The sequence below is a fragment of the Agaribacterium haliotis genome (assembly GCF_002312815.1).
Classification (GTDB): Bacteria; Pseudomonadota; Gammaproteobacteria; order Pseudomonadales; family Cellvibrionaceae; genus Agaribacterium; species Agaribacterium haliotis.
In genome coordinates, this window is sequence record NZ_NKQJ01000012.1 from 64,019 (window position 1) to 81,963 (window position 17,945).

Annotated in this window: 16 protein-coding genes; 7 read left to right on the plus strand and 9 right to left on the minus strand. The window is 47.1% G+C overall.

Features of this window, described 5'->3' with window-relative positions:
* Nucleotides 1-12 precede the first annotated feature (12 nt).
* The 8 genes from CFK45_RS14320 to CFK45_RS18835 all read right to left on the minus strand — a co-directional run bounded on the left by CFK45_RS14320 (nucleotide 13) and on the right by CFK45_RS18835 (nucleotide 9,561).
* Nucleotides 13-1,251 carry a hypothetical protein gene (locus tag CFK45_RS14320; protein ID WP_096087128.1) on the minus strand — a complete coding sequence of 413 codons (1,239 nt, stop codon included), beginning with the start codon at nucleotides 1,249-1,251 and terminating at the stop codon, nucleotides 13-15.
* Nucleotides 1,244-2,323, minus strand: coding sequence for a glycosyltransferase (locus CFK45_RS14325; protein WP_143247604.1), 1,080 nt, complete (start codon nucleotides 2,321-2,323; stop codon nucleotides 1,244-1,246). Before CFK45_RS14325 ends, CFK45_RS14320 begins: the two co-directional genes overlap by 8 nt.
* Entirely contained in the window at nucleotides 2,304-3,650 is a 1,347-nt protein-coding gene (locus CFK45_RS14330) for an O-antigen ligase family protein (protein WP_096087130.1), read from the minus strand. The genes CFK45_RS14325 and CFK45_RS14330 overlap by 20 nt, the downstream gene beginning before the upstream one ends.
* 64 nt (nucleotides 3,651-3,714) lie before the next feature.
* Complete coding sequence (locus tag CFK45_RS18510) at nucleotides 3,715-4,335, minus strand: hypothetical protein (protein ID WP_096087131.1); 621 nt, start codon at nucleotides 4,333-4,335, stop codon at nucleotides 3,715-3,717.
* Nucleotides 4,336-4,362: 27 nt separating this feature from the next.
* Nucleotides 4,363-6,357, minus strand: a complete 1,995-nt coding sequence (locus CFK45_RS14340) for a bifunctional diguanylate cyclase/phosphodiesterase (RefSeq protein ID WP_096087132.1) — start codon at nucleotides 6,355-6,357, stop codon at nucleotides 4,363-4,365.
* Between the two features lie 11 nt (nucleotides 6,358-6,368).
* Nucleotides 6,369-7,046, minus strand: coding sequence for a transglutaminase-like cysteine peptidase (locus tag CFK45_RS14345; RefSeq protein ID WP_096087133.1), 678 nt, complete (start codon nucleotides 7,044-7,046; stop codon nucleotides 6,369-6,371).
* 19 nt (nucleotides 7,047-7,065) lie between these two features.
* Nucleotides 7,066-8,598: an undecaprenyl-phosphate glucose phosphotransferase gene (locus CFK45_RS14350; RefSeq protein WP_204378484.1), complete on the minus strand. Its 1,533-nt coding sequence runs from the start codon at nucleotides 8,596-8,598 to the stop codon at nucleotides 7,066-7,068.
* Between the two features lie 702 nt (nucleotides 8,599-9,300).
* Entirely contained in the window at nucleotides 9,301-9,561 is a 261-nt protein-coding gene (locus tag CFK45_RS18835; RefSeq protein ID WP_349677399.1) for a helix-turn-helix domain-containing protein, read from the minus strand.
* A gap of 222 nt (nucleotides 9,562-9,783) precedes the next feature.
* Here CFK45_RS18835 and CFK45_RS14365 point away from each other — a divergent pair, with 222 nt between their 5' ends.
* The gene (locus tag CFK45_RS14365; RefSeq protein ID WP_096087136.1) at nucleotides 9,784-10,365 is read left to right on the plus strand and encodes a hypothetical protein; all 582 of its coding nucleotides are present in this window, start codon (nucleotides 9,784-9,786) and stop codon (nucleotides 10,363-10,365) included.
* Nucleotides 10,366-10,417: 52 nt separating this feature from the next.
* Here the strand turns inward: CFK45_RS14365 and cadR are convergent, their stop codons facing one another.
* Nucleotides 10,418-10,852 (minus strand): Cd(II)/Pb(II)-responsive transcriptional regulator, encoded by a 435-nt coding sequence (cadR, locus tag CFK45_RS14370; RefSeq protein WP_096087137.1) that lies wholly within the window; start codon nucleotides 10,850-10,852, stop codon nucleotides 10,418-10,420.
* Between the two features lie 138 nt (nucleotides 10,853-10,990).
* Between cadR and CFK45_RS14375 the strand changes: the two genes are divergently transcribed.
* The 6 genes from CFK45_RS14375 to CFK45_RS14400 all read left to right on the plus strand — a co-directional run bounded on the left by CFK45_RS14375 (nucleotide 10,991) and on the right by CFK45_RS14400 (nucleotide 17,760).
* Nucleotides 10,991-11,272, plus strand: coding sequence for a hypothetical protein (locus CFK45_RS14375; protein ID WP_239923696.1), 282 nt, complete (start codon nucleotides 10,991-10,993; stop codon nucleotides 11,270-11,272).
* A gap of 62 nt (nucleotides 11,273-11,334) precedes the next feature.
* Nucleotides 11,335-12,603, plus strand: a complete 1,269-nt coding sequence (locus CFK45_RS14380) for a TolC family protein (protein ID WP_096087139.1) — start codon at nucleotides 11,335-11,337, stop codon at nucleotides 12,601-12,603.
* 56 nt (nucleotides 12,604-12,659) lie between these two features.
* Nucleotides 12,660-12,899, plus strand: a complete 240-nt coding sequence (locus CFK45_RS14385) for a hypothetical protein (RefSeq protein ID WP_239923698.1) — start codon at nucleotides 12,660-12,662, stop codon at nucleotides 12,897-12,899.
* Nucleotides 12,899-13,996, plus strand: coding sequence for an efflux RND transporter periplasmic adaptor subunit (locus CFK45_RS14390; protein WP_096087141.1), 1,098 nt, complete (start codon nucleotides 12,899-12,901; stop codon nucleotides 13,994-13,996). Before CFK45_RS14385 ends, CFK45_RS14390 begins: the two co-directional genes overlap by 1 nt.
* Nucleotides 13,997-14,008: 12 nt before the next feature.
* Nucleotides 14,009-17,116, plus strand: coding sequence for an efflux RND transporter permease subunit (locus CFK45_RS14395; protein ID WP_096087142.1), 3,108 nt, complete (start codon nucleotides 14,009-14,011; stop codon nucleotides 17,114-17,116).
* 41 nt (nucleotides 17,117-17,157) lie between these two features.
* Entirely contained in the window at nucleotides 17,158-17,760 is a 603-nt protein-coding gene (locus tag CFK45_RS14400) for a methyltransferase family protein (RefSeq protein WP_096087143.1), read from the plus strand.
* Nucleotides 17,761-17,945 lie beyond the last annotated feature (185 nt).

The following is a 17,945-nucleotide window of genomic DNA, read 5'->3' on the forward strand; positions in this document are numbered from 1 at the left end:
AATACTAAAACTTCAGATCGCCTGACGACTGTTTTCACGAATCATTCTTACCAAATAGGCCACTGCCAAGGGGGCGATGAGCCTCCCGTCAACCGGCACAAAAAACGTGGTCGCCAAAACAACAAAAACCAGAAGCGTCAAGCACGGAAAAGAATACATCCGTCCAACACCCAAAAATAAAAACCGGGCAGCCTTATAGTAAGCAATCAAAAAAATCAAACCGCCGTAAAGAAACCAATCCATAAAAAATGATTTGGTACTCACTCCTATTGTATTGCCCGGGATAAAATAATAGAAAACCTCATCAAAGTTCATGACATTTGGGAACAGCATATCGAGAAAATCGACAGAGAGCGGGCCATACTCATAAAAAGCGGGAAGAAAGCCAAAAAAACCCACGCCCAAAGGAAAGTGAACCAACGAGACAAGCGGTAGGAGAATCACGGCAGAGCGAGTACCCACAGATCCATACTTATATATTGACGAATGAAACATTTCAGCTAAAGGCCCGCTAACAATGGACACTAGCGCCACGAGCATAAATGATGTCACTGCAATTTTAACTGCTGGCGTCACTCGCACATAACAATGAGAAAACGCAACAAAGCCGGCAACCCCAATGCATACCATGGTTCCTTTTGACGTAATTGGCGCACACAGTAGAAACAACAGGGCAAAAGCAACAAATGGGCTGATCTTTTTTACAGATGAAAAAAGCAAGAAAGCCACGGTAAACTGGAAACCAAACGTACTTGCCTCAAGGGTAAAACCTCGCATACGGTGTGGAGCTAACGCTGGAGTATGCTGTAAAGGTGATACGTTGTTCACGGCGGAAGGAACAAGGAGATTTAGAAGATAAATTGCTGCAACAACCGAAAACACAACAACTATTCCCTTTTCAAGCAAATCTAAACGCAGTGCCACACAGAACAGGTAAACAACAATTGTTGGAAGTGCAAGTAAAATAAACCTAACACCTCTATCTAACAAAAAATCTATATCGTAATCAGGAAGCCAAAACGCCAGCATTACCACCGAACTCATTAGCAGCAGCAGAAAAACTTTTATTAACCAAATATCTCCAGCAGCTAACGCATTACGATTAAGAAATACAAATACCAGCAAAGCAGGAATTAAAACAATAGACAGCGGTGCAGTAAAAACACCTCCTATTGCTGCAAGCGCGGTATTTTCAAACGGAATTGCAACACATAGAGCAAAAAACAAGCATAACTGAATGCTTTTAGTCATTCCCGCTCCCAAATAGCTCTGCCCACAAGGCAGCAACAACATTGCGGTCCGTTTCTTTGGCTTTTTCCAACGCTGCAGAACTTAGCTGCGCATATAACTCAGGCGAGCTGGCTTGCTCTAGCTTCTGTGCAAACAATTTGGCATCACCGGGTGGAACAATAAAGCCTGTCTTACCGTGCTCAACAACCCAACTAAGCGCATCAAAGCTGTTATAAGCCACGATCGGCAGACCCTGGCTCCTAGCCTCGATCAAACTTTGACCAAAACCTTCGAAATGCGAGGTCATCATAAACACGGAGTAGTCGGCGAGCGTTTTTTGCACATCTACGCTTACGCCTTTATAAGCAACGTTACTTGCGCCTTCAAGCAAGCGCTGTAAAGCCTTGAGCTCATCGTCGCTGCCGCCGCCATAGATATCTAACTGAAAATCAGCGCCGAGCAGCTGCATGATTTCGACCATGCCGCGGAAGTTTTTTTGCTCTTCAAATATTCGGGCAATGGCAACGATTTTTTTGGATGGCTTAGGAAGGCGCTGCGCACGATCAATCTTACAGCCTCTGGGGATCACCTTAATTTCAGCAAATACCTGGCCGTAATCGTCCAGGAAACGTTGTTTGTCTTGGTCGGTATAGACAGTAAAAATATCAACATCACCAGCGCGATGCTCAAGCACCCAGCGTTCCAGCCGGGCCCCAAAAAAAACATCCAAACGATTGGTTTGCACCAATATTATTTTTGCCTGTTTGCGCACTCGCGCCGACATATACAGCAAATCATTCGGGTGAAACAACACAATAATCGTGTCTTTTCCAGCGACACATACTTCATCTAGCAGCCTTCGCTGCTTCAGCTTTGTCGCCAACTTGGAAAGAACACGAAAACGGCCAACACGGGTCCCATAATTTAGGTAGCGAACACTGGGGTTTGGCTTAAATTCATCGTTACTGCACGAGTGTTCGTACAGCTCGATAAGCTCACCTCTTTGCCCATAAACATTTTGCAACTCACGGATTAAGGTCTCTACTCCGCCCAGAGTGGTCGACTTCATCGGGTTAACTGAAATTAACGGCACGAACCCCTCTCTTTTTCCCTTTTTTCTTCGCTATCAACTTGTTGTTCGACAATGACATCGACATCAGCACCAACAAAACCATGACGTTTGGCATGATTTGAAATACAAAATCTACCGTCGCATGTAAAAAACTGGCGAATACCGCCATTAAACACGCAAAGTGCAAACCGCAGCGATACGCGGACTTTTCTCTAGCTAAAGCAATAAGTGCGTTCGCAACGACGTATAGCACCATTGCCGCTAAAGCAATAAAACTTAACAGGCCGAGCTCAGCAAAAAACTGCACATACTCATTGTGTGCGTAATCATACCAACCACCAAAACTTGTCGGCTGATAGGCCTGAAATACAGAACCAAAGCTGCCTGCGCCACTGCCACCAAACCAGTAATCCTGCATATAGGGTATCGATGCACTGACAACATCATCGCGGGTTTCCCCCTGCAGTGAGGTCAGCTCAATGCGTTGTTTAACCTTCTCAACACCAAAGTACGCGCCGACAATCAGTACATCCAATACAACCAGGCTCAAAGCCAACCACTTTAATGTGCCCGGCGGGCGCCGCATCAAAACAAGCGCCAGGCAACTAACAAGCAATACCGAAATAAAAAACGCAGAATTGCCCATACGCGAGCGTGTCATTATCAAGCCGACCACCATAATGATAATCGCCACGCGTAAAATCCATTTTTCACTCAACAGTGTTTCAAGAAACGAACTTAAGCGAACTCGAGCAATACTCGATTCAAAACCCTTTAAGCTGCCAACTAAAAAACCAATGCTCGCACTTAAACAAAGCACTAAATAGCTTGCCAAGTGATTGTGATAAACAAATGACCCCCGCGCTTTGTCGTGTACCGAGTAGCCCAACAAAGAAGTGTCCAGGCCCGAATACTGTAAAAATATTGCGTAAACCGCCTGAGTTAGACCAGAGGCCATCAACACTCGCAACACGATTCGTTGGCGCTTACGTGTATCGAGCAGTACCGACACACATAAAACAAACAATATAAAACTAACGCCTTTAATTAGCGCCGACATTGACGCCGACACATCCAGCGTGGCGGGCAACCAGGCAAGACCGAGTTGGGCACCGACAATCTGCAATACAACCCAGAGCTGTACAAAAATAAGCGCAGCAAAAATTGGCAAATTTGCCCGGCACAGCTCACAAAACTTCGGCTTGCTCTTACTAAAAATAAGCAACACGGTAGTAAGCGCAATCAGCAACTGCACCAAACCCCAAGCCCAAGGGCGGTTTGCGCCCAGCGGAATAGGCGCAAACCAAAGCGTAAAACAAAGAACAACAAATGCAGATCTTTCCAACATATAACCACTTATAAAAAAATGATTTCTCTTGCTGCAAATAAAGTGGCTATATATCTCCCATCAATTAACTCGGCGAAACCGGAGACTCACCCGGATCAGGAATATCAGGGCTATCACTTGGCTGAGGTGTTGGCTGAGGCGTCGGATCATCACTCGGCAACGGTGTTGGCTGCGGTGTCGGGTCATCGCTCGGCAACGGTGTTGGTTCAGAGCTTGGCTGCGGTGTTGGTTCGGGGCTTGCTCCTGCCAGCGGATCCTCAACAACCGTAACATTGCGGTTAAGAGGTTCACTGCCTGAAATAGTATCACCGGCCGCCGTCGCAATAATTGCACCGGCGTCGGCACCACCGGCAATCGCCGCCACCACGGCTACATCCGGGTCAACCCCCATGGCAATAGCAGCATCGACAATTTGCTGAGCTGCACCGGGTGCTGCACCAACAGCAGCGGAGATAATGCGCTCGGCCAAGCTCGAATCAAGTGCAATTGCAGCTTGAACCGCCTCAACCACTTTGGTTGAATCCAGCTCGATCACCTCGACCACAAGGCTGGCCAAATCAGTACCTTCAGGTGCAGATTGAATGATCTGTTCAACACTTTTTCCGGCGGCTAAATCTTCCTGAGTATCCGCAAACGCGGCTCCCGACAAAGCCAATGCACACAAGGCAAACGCCAACTTTTTCATTTAAAGCCTCCTAAAACTTCAGTTAAGCTAAATTTTTTCCGGGCGACCGATATAGAAGCCCTGTAAACCATCGACACCGAGCAGCTTTAAACGCTCGGCCTCACCAATCACTTCAACACGCTGAGCAATCACCGCAATTTGCATACTGCGCGCTAACGCAATAAGCGCCGTTAACAGCGGCTTATTGTGATCCAAAACATCGTTATTTTTTGTCAAAACCGGATCAAGCCTAACAAAATCCGGCCGCACCGCTGCCAAATACCTAAGCGACTCCGTGCTCGAGCCAAAACGATTTACGCATATACCAAAACCGAGGGAGCGCAATTTTTCGAGCGCCGAACTGACACTGTCGAGACCGCTGATAATTGCCTGTTCATTCACACACACGACGTAGTGCTGATATTGGCCTTCAAACAACTGCGCAAGTTGCTGTACAAAGTCAGCGTCGTGCAAACTTGTTTGACTTAAGCAAAAAGCCAAACGGCCTTGACCATATTTTTGTACCAGCTCAGCTTTTAGCGCAATACTTTTTAACACAGCCAAATCGAGCTGCTTAGCAAGGCCGTAAGCTTGCGCTGCAGCAAACACATCGGCGGTGTTGTAAGTAACACCATTCACCACAAACGCGGCGTAGATATCACAGCCAAACAAACTGAGCCCCGTGCAAGACTCTACCGCTTGAGCCTGCAAACGCACACACATACGCGGGCGCTGGATAATTTCTTCGATTACTTGCTTTAATTCTGAGGCGCCCTGTCCCGGTGTGGTTTGCGCGCGCAGCTTGATTCCACCCGGCTCGCTGGCTGCCGCGAGCGTCACCATATCGAGGTTGTACAGCAAACGTTTGTAATCCTGCCCGGCACTAAAGGTGCTAATACCCACCGATAAACCTTTCACTCCAAAGGCGCTCTGCTGCAAACCATCAAGCTTTTTAAGTGAAGCCAGTGTTGCCTCGGCACAAGCGCTAATAGTTTTTTCACTCACACCTGGCGCCAGCAGTACAAATTCCGACCCAGAAAAGCGAAATAGCTCTGCTTCAGGTAACTTTTTTGCATTCTCAGTAATGCAATCAACTAACGCTCGTAAAATCCGATCGCCCGCTTCATAACCGCGGCTTAAATTAAACTCTTTTAACAACTCAAAGCGAAACAACAGTAAGAAGCCAAAATCACTCGCACCCGGATCAAGCACATCCTGCATACGCAAATCAAACGCTTTGCGGTTCGCCAGGCGCGTGGTGACATCTTCATACGCGTCCTTTTTTGCTTGCTCTGCAATAAGGTTTAGGTCAACAAAGGCCCCTTTTAGGCGTATAACCATGGTGTTCATCGCCGTCACAAAGCTGCTCAGCTCCCTGGCCCGGGGCTGTTGCTCGATTAGAATAAATTCTCGCCTGGCCACCGCTTCACTCTGGGCTACTACCGCTTCTATCGGCTTATAAACCTGCCTTAACAGCAGATAGGCCGCCAACAGGGCAAAACAAAAAAGCGCCAAGGTCATATGCACACTATCCAAAGCCGACAACCACAGCTGCCGATACGCCAAGCCCGGGTGAGCCTGCACAGACAGTACCCCACCTATGGTCCAGCCGGTATTTATTTGTGTTGTCGCCACTGGAGCCGAAAGAGGAAACAACTCAATAAACCAACTGGGCACGGCTTCGGGCCGCGCTGCCAAACTGCGCTCGTACAACAAGTTGCCATCAACACCAAGCAGGCGGATTTTCTCAAAATATCCGCGATCAAAAATTGCATTTACCGTTGCTTTTAAAGCCGGCTCATCACCGCTTAACAGCGCAGGCTGCAAAGATAAACCTAAGCTTGTCGCCGTATCCTGAGCATGAGCTTGCAGCTGCGCATCGAGAAAACCACGCACAGAACTGACATTCACCCACAAACTGGCAAGAAAGCTAAGCAACATCATTAATAAAAGAATGATGTTCAGCTGCGTGCGTAAACTTGCCCTAAATATACCCATAACTTTTGTTAAGCCCTGATGAACAACCGAGATATTCGGGTTCATCAACACTCACTTTAATTCGCCTGTTTAAATTCACCGCGCTCAATACGGCCGATCACATCATCCCATTGAGCCACACTACCCTTCTCGCGCATTTTCTTTCCTAAGCCGCGCGCCTTTGCCAACCACAGTCCGTCACCATTAAAGCTGTAGATAGGCTTCAAATCCTTGCGCTGTGTTGCCGGTCGAATCTCAGCGACCAGGTTATCTAACACCAGCGGCACATCGGCCGGGCGCTCAGAATAAATAAGCACCATGTGGGCTTCATCATAATTTAGTGCCCGAACGTACATCAGACGCAACTTATCGACGTCCATCCCCATGGCTTTAAGAGTGAAATACTTTGCCAAGCTAAAGTCTTCACAGTCTCCGCCGCGAGAACCAATAAACTCGATCGGCGTTGCCCAGTAGTCATTTTGTTGCCAGTGCTGCTCATCGCTGACAAAGCGCATGCTGGAGTTAAAAAAATGATTGACCTTGCGCAGCTTGACCCAATCATCTTGATCTTTGTTGTCGCGAATTAGCCGCTTCCAACGCTGTAAACGCTTGTGTGCCTTTTCGCCGTAAACACGCGTGAACTGTTCGTGAAATTCGACATCAAGAAGATCAAGAAGCTGCTTGTCGGGCGCGGCAATAGCAGCCAATGTTGCGATAGATACAACCAGCGCGGCGCGTCTAAACCAAGGCAACATTGCCTGCCAATCTACGTCACTAATAGGCGTTTTTACCAACAAAACCTTTGAATAAGGTCATGAAGATAATTTTCACATCAAAGAACAAAGACCAATTTCGAATGTACTCGATATCAAATTCGATGCGTTTTTCCATCTTTTCGAGCGTATCGGTCTCGCCCCGCCAACCATTGATTTGAGCCCAACCAGTAATACCCGGTTTGACTTTGTGGCGGAGCATATAGAAATCGATAATGCGGCGATACTCTTCATTGTGCGCAACCGCGTGTGGGCGCGGCCCAACAATGGACATTTTACCCTGCAGCACATTAATGAATTGCGGCAACTCATCGAGCGAGGTTCTTCGCAAAAACGCCCCAAGCTTGGTAATTCGATCGTCGTTTTTAGTTGCCTGTTTCACAACCGGGCCGTTATCCTGCACCCGCATAGATCGGAATTTGTACACTTTGATCTTGCGCCCATCGACACCATAACGGTTTTGCTTAAAGATAACCGGCCCGCGTGAATCCAGCTTAATCATCGCTGCGATAACAAGCATCGGTATACAAATCACCGACAAAATCAATAGTGAACCAACGATATCTTCCAGGCGCTTCATCGCCGTCATCGGGCCACTTAGCGGCGACTGATACACACTTAAAGTCTGCAAGTTGCCAACGTGGCTCAAGCTGGAATTAACCAAGTTAAAGGTAAAGAAATCTGGAACCAGGTAAACATCAAGCGTACTATCACCGAGCGAGCGCAGCAGGCCTTCAAGGCGCTTTTGCGCCACCAGTGGCAGGGCGACATAGACCACGTCAAAGCTATTGTCTTTGGCAGCGCGCACACCTTGGTCAATCGTGCCGCTTAACAGCGATGCGTATTCGGGGTTCAAACGGCTAGCGCTGCGATCATCGTAGACAGCCGTAATACGCAGGCCGGTCTCTGGGTGAGAAAGAATTTGCGCGGCCAGGCGCTCGCCGAGCTCACCCATACCAAAGATCGCCACTCGACGACAGTTATAACCTTGGCTGCGGCGATGAAAAAGATAAGCGCGAAACGCCATGCGCCAGGCGACCAGTAAAAACACCGTTAGCACTAACCACATGCCAACAACAATACGCGAAAGGTCCTCGGCAATCTTGAAAAAGAAGATAAACAGAACAACACAAAAACAGGCAAAGAACCAGCTAACAAAGGTATAAAGAGCCAGGCGGCTGGCAAAACCCGTGCGCCAGCTGCGGTAAATACGCAGGCTCTCAGCGAAAAGTAAAAAACTACAATTCGCCACTAAGGCAATAATGTTATAACCCTCGATAAAGCGGCCGTCATATAAATAGACACACAGCAAGATCGAAAACTGAATAATACAAAGATCTATCAACCTGTACACAAACGAAAAGTGATTCAGATTGTTATTGATGAAGTTGTCACCCACATCGATTCCTTTAACTTCAATTAATCGCAGCTCTAAACAATAGATAGATGTAGCGCCATTTATTTGCGCATCACTATCTGCCCTTCTACTCTTGAGTAGAGCCTCTTCCAACTTGAGTATGGCAATGTATGCCACACGTTAAAGGCAAGTTCCATGCCCAGAACCCAGCCTAACAACACATTATTTAGTTCTTGTTTCAATCTTCAAAAACAAAAAACGTGCACTAGAGCACAGAAACACCAGCATATTGCATGCCGAAAGATGAACTTTCGAGCGACAAAGCTTTAGGTCAGTACAAAGCAAGATAAATAGTGTCGATTTTTTTTGCAGGGCAAAGCCAAAAAGCAATTTGTACTTACCTGCGACCCGGGCTCAAAACGAAAGCCGTCCAACATTATTTAATACTTTGCTCTCTGCACTGCAAAAACCAGCCAAACATGTCGAAAAACTGTACACCGAGATACTCAGGCTTTTATGAGCTAGCTCAAATCTTGCGAACAGCCTTAAACGCGCTTTATATAAGATGTGCACAGCATAACGCACCGGTGCCACGCAGGCGGGTTTCTGTGCGCCAAAAAATGCACCAAAAGCTAACATTACGACAAACGGAGCATTTACCGCCGAAGCTGAGCCCAGACTAAACCAGAAAATAAGATAGGAGCGCTGCGCCAGTAACTATTGCTGCGCCATTTACATTTACCTTGAGCCAGAAATAAAAAAACCCGGCATAAATGCCGGGTTTTCAAATGATGGCGGAGCGCATGGGATGAATATGGGCACTGGGAGATCGATATTGACCTTCCTTTAAAGTAGGTCCATCAACCACCTCTTATTGACCTAAGCTCCTGAATCTTCTGTGAATTTCAGGAGCTTTAACCCTTGCTCAGGGTCTATATCAAGCGCTTTACAGTACTGAACATATTCATAAACATCCAACCTTCTCTCTAGGCATTCAACTTTCTGCACCAAGCTATGGCTCTCCCCCAATATGTCAGAAAGGTCTCTCATGCTGTACCCTCTAGCCGCACGAGCCTCCTTCAACCATGAAATGAGGCTTTGATATCGGGCGGATGAGATGGTCTTAATCATGCGTACCATTATCGGTACACCAGTTGGTGTACCCAATTTCGGTACACCCAAAAGCCTTCCCTACGAATAGGCACCAAGCCATCGACAATGAGGTGTACAATCTTGATCACATGTACCAATATCGGTACACTTCAAGGTGTACCTATTTTAGGTACACGCCCTCGGAGGCACAAACAATGCGAGCCGCAGTGCCACCGCAATGAGACTTCCGGTGCAAACAGGTAAGAAACTATGGCCATCTCCGATAAAGATAGAATCGACCTCTGCATTGAAACTCTGAGTGAACTACCAATTCATCCAATCCAAGAATCTAGATTGGTGCTTATGTACAGGCTTGCCATGAGGCAGCGGGCACTAATTGAATCTTGCACCCTATTAAATTCTTCAGAGTTTATAAGGCAAGCCAAAGGGACCTTCGAGCTAGCTATAAACGACTCGAGCCTACTTGAAAACATGTGCGACGAGAAGAGCGTACTATACGTTGTTCGACACGGAGGAAGGTTGTTTCCAAAAGAACAGATCTGTAAGGAAAAGTTTTCAGTCTTTCCTCAAATACAACACCTCCTTAAACGAGCCCTGAATACAGGGTATTCCTCGTGGGAAATTCTTGACTGGCTTGTAAGCCCCTCAGAGATTATCAGCCCAGCAGTGGCTGGAAGGCCTTTAGACTACAAATCACAGGGTGAATTACTAGAAGCAATTCAGCAGATTGATGAGAGTAGGCTTGAACCAACATTCATCCCAATCGCACTGCTCCACCAACAAGACTTCGATAGATTTGACACGATGTTGAATCAATGGCTCCCGAATTAAAGGTTGGTAACTGGTCTGACAGTCGCTAAACGACCCAAAGCGGTCCTCCGATTTATTCGCTAGGTGTATTTTTCGATGGTCCGCTTTTGGAGATGAGGCCAGGAGCAAGACCCTCTAAAATCCCACACTGCCCGACCTTTTTTGGGCTCGTGCAGCGATGCCTCAGGACGTTCAAATCAAGATGGAGCTTTTTAAGTTCTTCGATACGCGACTCCACAAGGTGCAGGTGGTTGTCGATTATGTGGTTGACCTCTTCACAATTTGATTCAGGTGAACTTTTTAGTTCGATTAGCTGCTTGATTTCATTGAGGGTCAAATCTAGAGAGCGGCAATGCTTAATAAACTGAAGTTTTTCAAGGGTGTAACTATCGTAAAGGCGAAAGTTTCCCTCAGTACGTGAGGAGGCTGCGATAAGTCCCACCTTTTCGTAATACCGAATGGTCTGAATGGAGCAACCGCTTGATTTAGCTAATCTACCAATTTTCACTATCAAATCCTTGACTCTATACTAGCTATAGAGTCTATACTGGCTTCATCAACTAGTTCAACTGATTTGAATCCCGTGAAATTACGTGCCTTTACCTATCTACTACTCCTGCTTATGACTGTACAGTCAGCGGCAGGTGTGGCTGATATTCATGCGGCACACCAATCGGGCTTAGAGCATCTGACTTTTGATGATCATCAGCACCCAGAAGGCGAGCTTCTTACGGACTCTATTGCGCAACATGAAAGCGGAGAGCATGATTGCCACCATTGTTGTCATTGCCAAGGGCATTCCTCTCCGGCTTTAGCATTAGCTTTTGATCGCATTTACTTAAACAAGATACCTTCTCCTGTGCCAGATTACTCTGACAACGCCATCACAGACATTATCGAAACTTTTCTGCGTCCCCCCAAAGCTTAAGTCCTTTTACTAATGTATTGACCCGCTCTAGCGGAAATCACGACTTTAATTAGGACTTTTCCATGCGAAATAACTTACTTTCCAGGTGTAAGTGCACTTGGTTCTGCCTTGTGGTTTTGCTCTGTAATCCAGCTACAGCTCTATCTACAGAAAACCTTGACTCGCTAACTCTAAAGCGAGCACTGGCATTAACTCTGGCGCACAATCCTCAACTTTTTCAATACCGCTTCACGACAGAAGCATTGACCGCGCAAAAACAAAGTAACTCCTTACGCCCAGCATTAGCGCTAGAGTTAGAGGTCGAAAATTTTGCTGGCTCAAAGGGCTATGAAGGTTTTGATTCGGCGGAAACTACTCTCGCACTGTCATCAGTGATCGAGCTCGGAGGCAAACGCCAAGCGCGACTTTCCTATGCGGATGCCCGTTTGAATCAAGCCAAGTGGGAGCAACAAGCCGAAACACTCGACGTACTCGGAAAATTAGCCGAGCTTTATATCGAAGGGCTGGCGACGCAAGCCAACATTCAATTGGCCGAAGAATCTTTGGTCTTATCCCAATCACTGCTGAAGACAGTGAAAACACGGTCTGCACGAGGCGCCACACCGGAAGCGGAAGTGATGCGAGCCCAAGCGGCGCTCACGCAGGCCGAGATTCGGCTCGCTGCACTGCAGGCGAAATTTGAACGTCAACAAATCTTGCTTGCACGATTTTGGGGTGAGACTAGCGTAAGTTTTGACGTGCTGGAGGGCAGTCTTTTTAATTTTGGAGCCACCACCAGTTTTGAGCAGCTTTACGCACGTGTTCAAAAATCTCCCGCCATACAGGTACTTGCTAGTGAGGCGCGCATTAGAGATGCGCAGATAACACTAGCACGTGCGAACGGTAGCAGCGATTTAAGCTGGCGAGTTGGTATAAAACGCCTTGAAGAAACAGGGGATTCGGCATTTGTCGCCGGGCTTTCTATCCCCCTGTTCTCAGGTAAGCGCAACAGCGGCGAAGTTGAGACCGCACTTGCTCAACGGAATGCTGTGGATTACGCAAAAAAAGATCAACTTCTACAATTGCATGCACGGCTTTTTGAGAGCTGGTCGCTAAGAAAACAAAGTATTGCTGCCGTTAATCTTACCCAAAAATCTGCTATTCCCGCTTTGGAAAAAGCACTCAAGCTGACTACAGAGGGTTTCGAAAATGGGCGTTATCGCTACCTTGATTTAATCGCCGCCCAGAAAGAATTGCTCGCCAGTAAGCAGTCGCTTATCGATGCCGCCACAACAGCTCTCGTAAGTCAGGCTGTCATTGAAAAGCTAACAAGTGAAGCACTCAACCCTTAGTGTCTAAACCGTTTTATTCAGGCCTGATCCTTATCAGGCCTTAGGAATCTATGTCTATGAAAACCTTATCTATCACATTACTGGCTGTATTTATTTTTGCTTTCAATATGTCTGCTTTCGCCGCAGACGACCATGGCCATAAATATGAGCATTCCGAAAAACACAAAGAACGTTATGCTGAAGGCGATTATGCGCAACACGACGATCATATAGATCACAAAGGCCAGGGGTCAGAACACCATGATGATCATGATTACGTGCATGATAAAAAAGAAGAAACAAAGGGAGACATATAATGAAGACCTTACCAATATTGTTCCCTAACAAAAGAATTAAGAAGAAAGAATTGGTTTATGTTGCGCTCTTTTCCCAGATGCTGTTCTTCAGTATTTCTCCATTAAATGTCTGGTCGAAGGAAGATCACGATCACGAGCATGAAAGATCAGAACAACATGCACTACACCATGAAGAAGGAGATCATGACGAGCACGAGCACGAGCACGAGCACGAGGGCCTTGAGGATCATGATGGTGGACATGGTCATGATCACGGTGCTCATGCAGAAGAAGATGAGCACCGGCACGGTGAGGCTAATTCTAGCCGTATAGAAGATTCAATGGCCAAACAAGTGGGTATCGTTACCTCTATGGCGAGTTCGCAAGAGCTTCATCAGACTATTACGGTATACGGTGCGATCGTGTCAGCACCCGAACAACTGAGCCACGTACGCGCGCGTTTTGAGGGTATGGTTAAGTCAGTCAAAGTCACGCTTGGAGATCGTGTAAAAACCAGTGATGTACTAGCTGAAATTGAATCCAATGAAAGCCTGAAAACGTATGCAATCCGTTCACCCATTGCTGGACGAATTGTTCAGCGTCACGCCAATACCGGTGAAGTGACAAAAGACCAAGTCCTGTTTTCCATCGCCAACTTTGACACGGTTTGGGCGGAACTCCGTGTTTATCCCGCGCAACAGTCTTCGGTCACCGAAGGTCAATCGGTTCACGTACAAGCAAGCAATGCTAGTGTGGAATCCACAGTGGACCATATTGTACCGTCAATGGAATCCCCTTATCTGGTGGCGCGCGTTGAACTGGCCAATAACAATCACGGTTTATCTCCGGGTTCAATGGTAGAAGCACATGTAGAGACCGGCCGCTTTTCGGTTCCTTTGGCAGTGGTAAAAGATGCGGTGCAAACGCTGGGGGGGCGCCAGGGTGTGTTTGTTAAGGCGGGGGATGAATATCGCTTTACACCACTTGTACTGGGTAGAAGTGATGATCATTTCTATGAAGTTATCGATGGGCTTGAAGCGAACAGTCATTATGTCAGTGAAAATAGCTATTTGGTAAAAGCTGACATCGAAAAATCCGAAGCAGGACACGAACACTAATCGAGGCACAATATGATGGATTCTATTTTGCGCCTCGCGATTGAGCGGCGCTTACTAATTTTATGTTTTATTTTTGTCATCGTTGGTGTCGGTGTGTGGAGTTATCAAAAGCTCCCTATTGATGCCGTTCCAGATATCACCAATGTCCAGGTGCAAATTAATACGGCAGCACCGGGTTACTCACCACTGGAATCGGAACAACGCATTACCTATCCCGTTGAAACCGCGTTAGCTGGCTTACCCAATCTGTCATACACACGCTCACTTTCACGTTACGGTTTGTCGCAAGTGACCGTGGTGTTTGAGGAAGGTACAGACATTTACTTTGCGCGCAACTTGATAAACGCCAGACTTGGCGCAATAAAAAGTGTCCTACCGCCGGGGCTTGAGCCTGAGATGGGGCCTATCTCTACGGGCTTGGGTGAGATCTTTATGTACACAGTTCAGGCCGAACCCAACGCCAAAATGGCCACAGGCGAACCCTATACTGCAACGGCATTGCGGGAAGTCCAGGACTGGATTATCAAACCGCAGCTTGCGCAGGTGAAAGGTGTTATTGAGGTCAACAGTATTGGCGGATACAACAAGCAATACCACGTGATGCCGGATCCCGCAAAGTTGCTCGTTTATAAGGTCAGTGTCGAAGATGTCGTACAAGCACTACAAACCAACAATGACAACCGCGGTGCGGGCTACATTGAGCGTAACGGTCAACAATTACTGGTGCGCTCACCTGGCCAGCTTGCTTCGATCGAAGACATTGGGAATGTCATTATCACCGAACATGACACCGTGCCTATTAAAGTTAAAGACGTGGCCGATATAGGTATTGGTAACGAGTTGCGTACAGGTGCCGCAACACGAGACGGTGTAGAAACCGTTTTGGGTACTGCGATGATGTTGATCGGTGCTAATTCGCGTACGGTCGCTCAAGATGTCGCGAGCAAGCTCAATGATATACAAGCCTCTTTGCCCGAGGGAGTAGTCGCTGAAGCGGTGTACGACCGTACGGCATTGGTCGATAAAGCAATTACCACCGTTTCCAAAAATTTGATGGAAGGAGCACTACTGGTCATCGTTGTACTGTTTTTGCTATTAGGAAACTTGCGCGCGGCTTTAATTACAGCAACGGTCATTCCCTTAGCCATGTTGATGACCATTACCGGTATGGTGAAAACGGGGGTATCGGCCAATTTAATGAGTCTTGGCGCATTGGATTTTGGTTTGATTGTCGACGGCGCCGTGATTATTGTTGAAAACTGTGTTCGCCGCCTGGCCGAGCACCAACATAAAAACGGCCAACAAGATTTACGTGAACGATTAAACACCGTTTTTGAAGCAACTTCAGAAGTCATTCGCCCAAGTTTGTTTGGTGTGGCCATTATCACCATCGTTTACATACCAATATTCAGCCTCACCGGGGTTGAAGGAAAAATGTTTCACCCGATGGCTGCAACCGTCGTCATGGCATTGCTTTCGGCTATGGTACTTTCGCTCACAATTGTTCCAGCTGCCGTTGCCGTGTTTATGAACGGAAAGATCAGTGAAAAAGAAAGTATTGTCATCACCAAGGCCAAATTGGCTTACCGCCCGCTCCTTAAACTTGCGCTTAAATTCCGTTGGGCCGTAGTGAGTTTCGCGAGCTGTTTAGTGGTGCTTAGTTTGTGGCTGGCTTCGACTTTAGGTTCCGAGTTTATTCCACAACTTAACGAAGGTGACATAGCGCTGCACGCTATGCGTATACCTGGCACTGGCCTTGAGCAAGCTGTGGAAATGCAGGAGATTCTTGAGCAGAAAATTAAAGCCTTTCAGGAAGTGGACAAAGTCTTTGCACGCATAGGAACAGCGGAAGTGGCAACCGATCCAATGCCGCCCAACGTAGCGGATAACTTTGTGATCCTTAAACCAAGAAGTGAGTGGCCAGACACCACCAAAACCAAGGATGAACTTGTTGAGGAGATGGAGCGTGCTTTAGAAGAATTACCGGGCAATAACTACGAGTTTACCCAACCGATTCAAATGCGCTTCAACGAATTAATTTCGGGTGTGCGCGCGGATCTGGGAATCAAGATGTTTGGTGATGATCTGGATCAGTTACTTTTGACCGCAAACGACGTGCTTAAGATTGTGAATGACATTGAAGGAGCAGCGGACGCGCGTGTCGAGCAAGTAACCGGCTTGCCCACGCTCTCGGTTATTCCAAATCGCACAGCCTTAGGTCGCTATGGATTAAATGTGGCTGAACTGCAAGACTGGGTCTCCGCAGCCATTGGCGGTGAATCCGCAGGCATTATCTATGAGGGCGATAGACGTTTTGAGCTCATTGTACGCTTGCCAGAGACCACGCGCCGAGATATTGATCGATTGAAGTTTCTGCCTGTCCCACTCAAAAACGGCGACTATGTTCCTCTGGAAGAAATCGCAATTTTAGATATCTCGCCTGCACCGGCACAAATTAGTCGCGAGAACGGCAAGCGCCGGATCGTGGTCACTGCGAATGTACGGGGTAGAGATCTGGGCAGCTTCGTCAAAGAAGTTCAGGAAGCTATTCGAGAAAAAGCGGACATACCTCCTGGGTATTGGCTGGATTACGGTGGCACTTTTGAGCAGTTGGAGTCTGCCAGCCAACGATTGTCTATCGTCGTGCCGCTTACACTTCTGGTAATCCTCGGCATATTGGTAATGGCATTTTCTTCGCTCAAAGATGCTTTGATTATTTTCAGTGGTGTGCCGCTCGCGCTCACGGGCGGTGTGTTGTCTTTATATTTACGTGGCATGCCGATGTCTATCTCAGCAGGTATTGGTTTTATTGCACTTTCCGGAGTGGCCGTCCTCAATGGCTTAGTGATGCTCGCCTTTATTCGTCAGCTCTGGCATGAAACAGGGCGGCTAAATGAATCAATCATAGAAGGCGCCATGATACGCTTGCGGCCGGTTCTGATGACCGCGTTGGTGGCTAGCCTAGGTTTTGTACCCATGGCCTTGAATACCGGTACTGGTTCCGAAGTGCAGCGTCCGCTCGCAACGGTAGTGATTGGCGGGATTATTTCATCGACAATTTTAACGCTGCTAGTACTTCCGGTTTTGTACCAGTGGATGTACCGAAACGAACCTAAATAATCGTAAAGGAGTCTCCTACTTAATAGGGAGGGAGTAGTTAAATGAATCAATTGATTATCTGTTTTTTGTCAATCTATTTTGTAGTGTTTTTCGGTGTCGCTGTTTTGTGGCGGAACTATGCAGTTTCAAAAAGTACTGGAATTAACGTATTTAAGTTGAATCAAAAGGATGGGCCTGAGTCGATTACGGGTGTCTATTTTAAAATTCTTCCGCCGTTGTCTGTTGGGGTGTTTATGGTTTTTGTGCTACTTCCTGATGTGTACCAACTGATAGGGCCGATTGAGCTGGTCAATAAGGCTGTCTATCAATGGTTGGGTATGGGCGTAATGACTATTGCTTTAATGTGGGTTGTGATTGCTCAATCGCAGATGGGGGCGTCTTGGAGGATCGGAATAGATCATGAACAGAAAACGGAGTTTGTTCAAGGTGGTGTATTCAAATGTTCACGAAATCCGATTTTTGTGGGTGTCATTCTTATATCGCTTGGTTATTTTCTTCTGCTTCCAAATTCCATTACTTTAGCGATCTTGGTGCTTGATATTGCATTGATTCAAATACAGGTGGCGATGGAAGAAGAGTATTTAACGAAACTGCATGGCTCAAAATACGCGGAGTATTGTCTGCAAGTTCGGCGCTGGCTGTAGTGGGGTAAGGCTCGCTATAATGATCGTTGGCGCGAAGGTGGTAGTTCCATCCTTGTTTGCTGATATTCTTCTGGTAAGTGATTAGTGGTGTTTTTACTCTTAGCTCCTCTAGAAAAGCAGGCACTCACTTTCGGCTTTGGGGAATTCCGTGATAGTCCGCTTCTGGCCGATTCGCGACTGTCAGG

Coding starts and splice junctions, on each gene's coding strand:
- CFK45_RS14320 (WP_096087128.1), bottom strand. CDS start 1,251: ATGACTAAAAGCATTCAGTTATGCTTGTTTTTTGCTCTATGTGTTGCA.
- CFK45_RS14330 (WP_096087130.1), bottom strand. CDS start 3,650: ATGTTGGAAAGATCTGCATTTGTTGTTCTTTGTTTTACGCTTTGGTTT.
- CFK45_RS18510 (WP_096087131.1), bottom strand. CDS start 4,335: ATGAAAAAGTTGGCGTTTGCCTTGTGTGCATTGGCTTTGTCGGGAGCC.
- CFK45_RS14340 (WP_096087132.1), bottom strand. CDS start 6,357: ATGAACCCGAATATCTCGGTTGTTCATCAGGGCTTAACAAAAGTTATG.
- CFK45_RS14345 (WP_096087133.1), bottom strand. CDS start 7,046: ATGTTGCCTTGGTTTAGACGCGCCGCGCTGGTTGTATCTATCGCAACA.
- CFK45_RS18835 (WP_349677399.1), bottom strand. CDS start 9,561: ATGGTACGCATGATTAAGACCATCTCATCCGCCCGATATCAAAGCCTC.
- CFK45_RS14365 (WP_096087136.1), top strand. CDS start 9,784: ATGGCCATCTCCGATAAAGATAGAATCGACCTCTGCATTGAAACTCTG.
- CFK45_RS14380 (WP_096087139.1), top strand. CDS start 11,335: ATGCGAAATAACTTACTTTCCAGGTGTAAGTGCACTTGGTTCTGCCTT.
- CFK45_RS14385 (WP_239923698.1), top strand. CDS start 12,660: ATGAAAACCTTATCTATCACATTACTGGCTGTATTTATTTTTGCTTTC.
- CFK45_RS14390 (WP_096087141.1), top strand. CDS start 12,899: ATGAAGACCTTACCAATATTGTTCCCTAACAAAAGAATTAAGAAGAAA.
- CFK45_RS14395 (WP_096087142.1), top strand. CDS start 14,009: ATGATGGATTCTATTTTGCGCCTCGCGATTGAGCGGCGCTTACTAATT.
- CFK45_RS14400 (WP_096087143.1), top strand. CDS start 17,158: ATGAATCAATTGATTATCTGTTTTTTGTCAATCTATTTTGTAGTGTTT.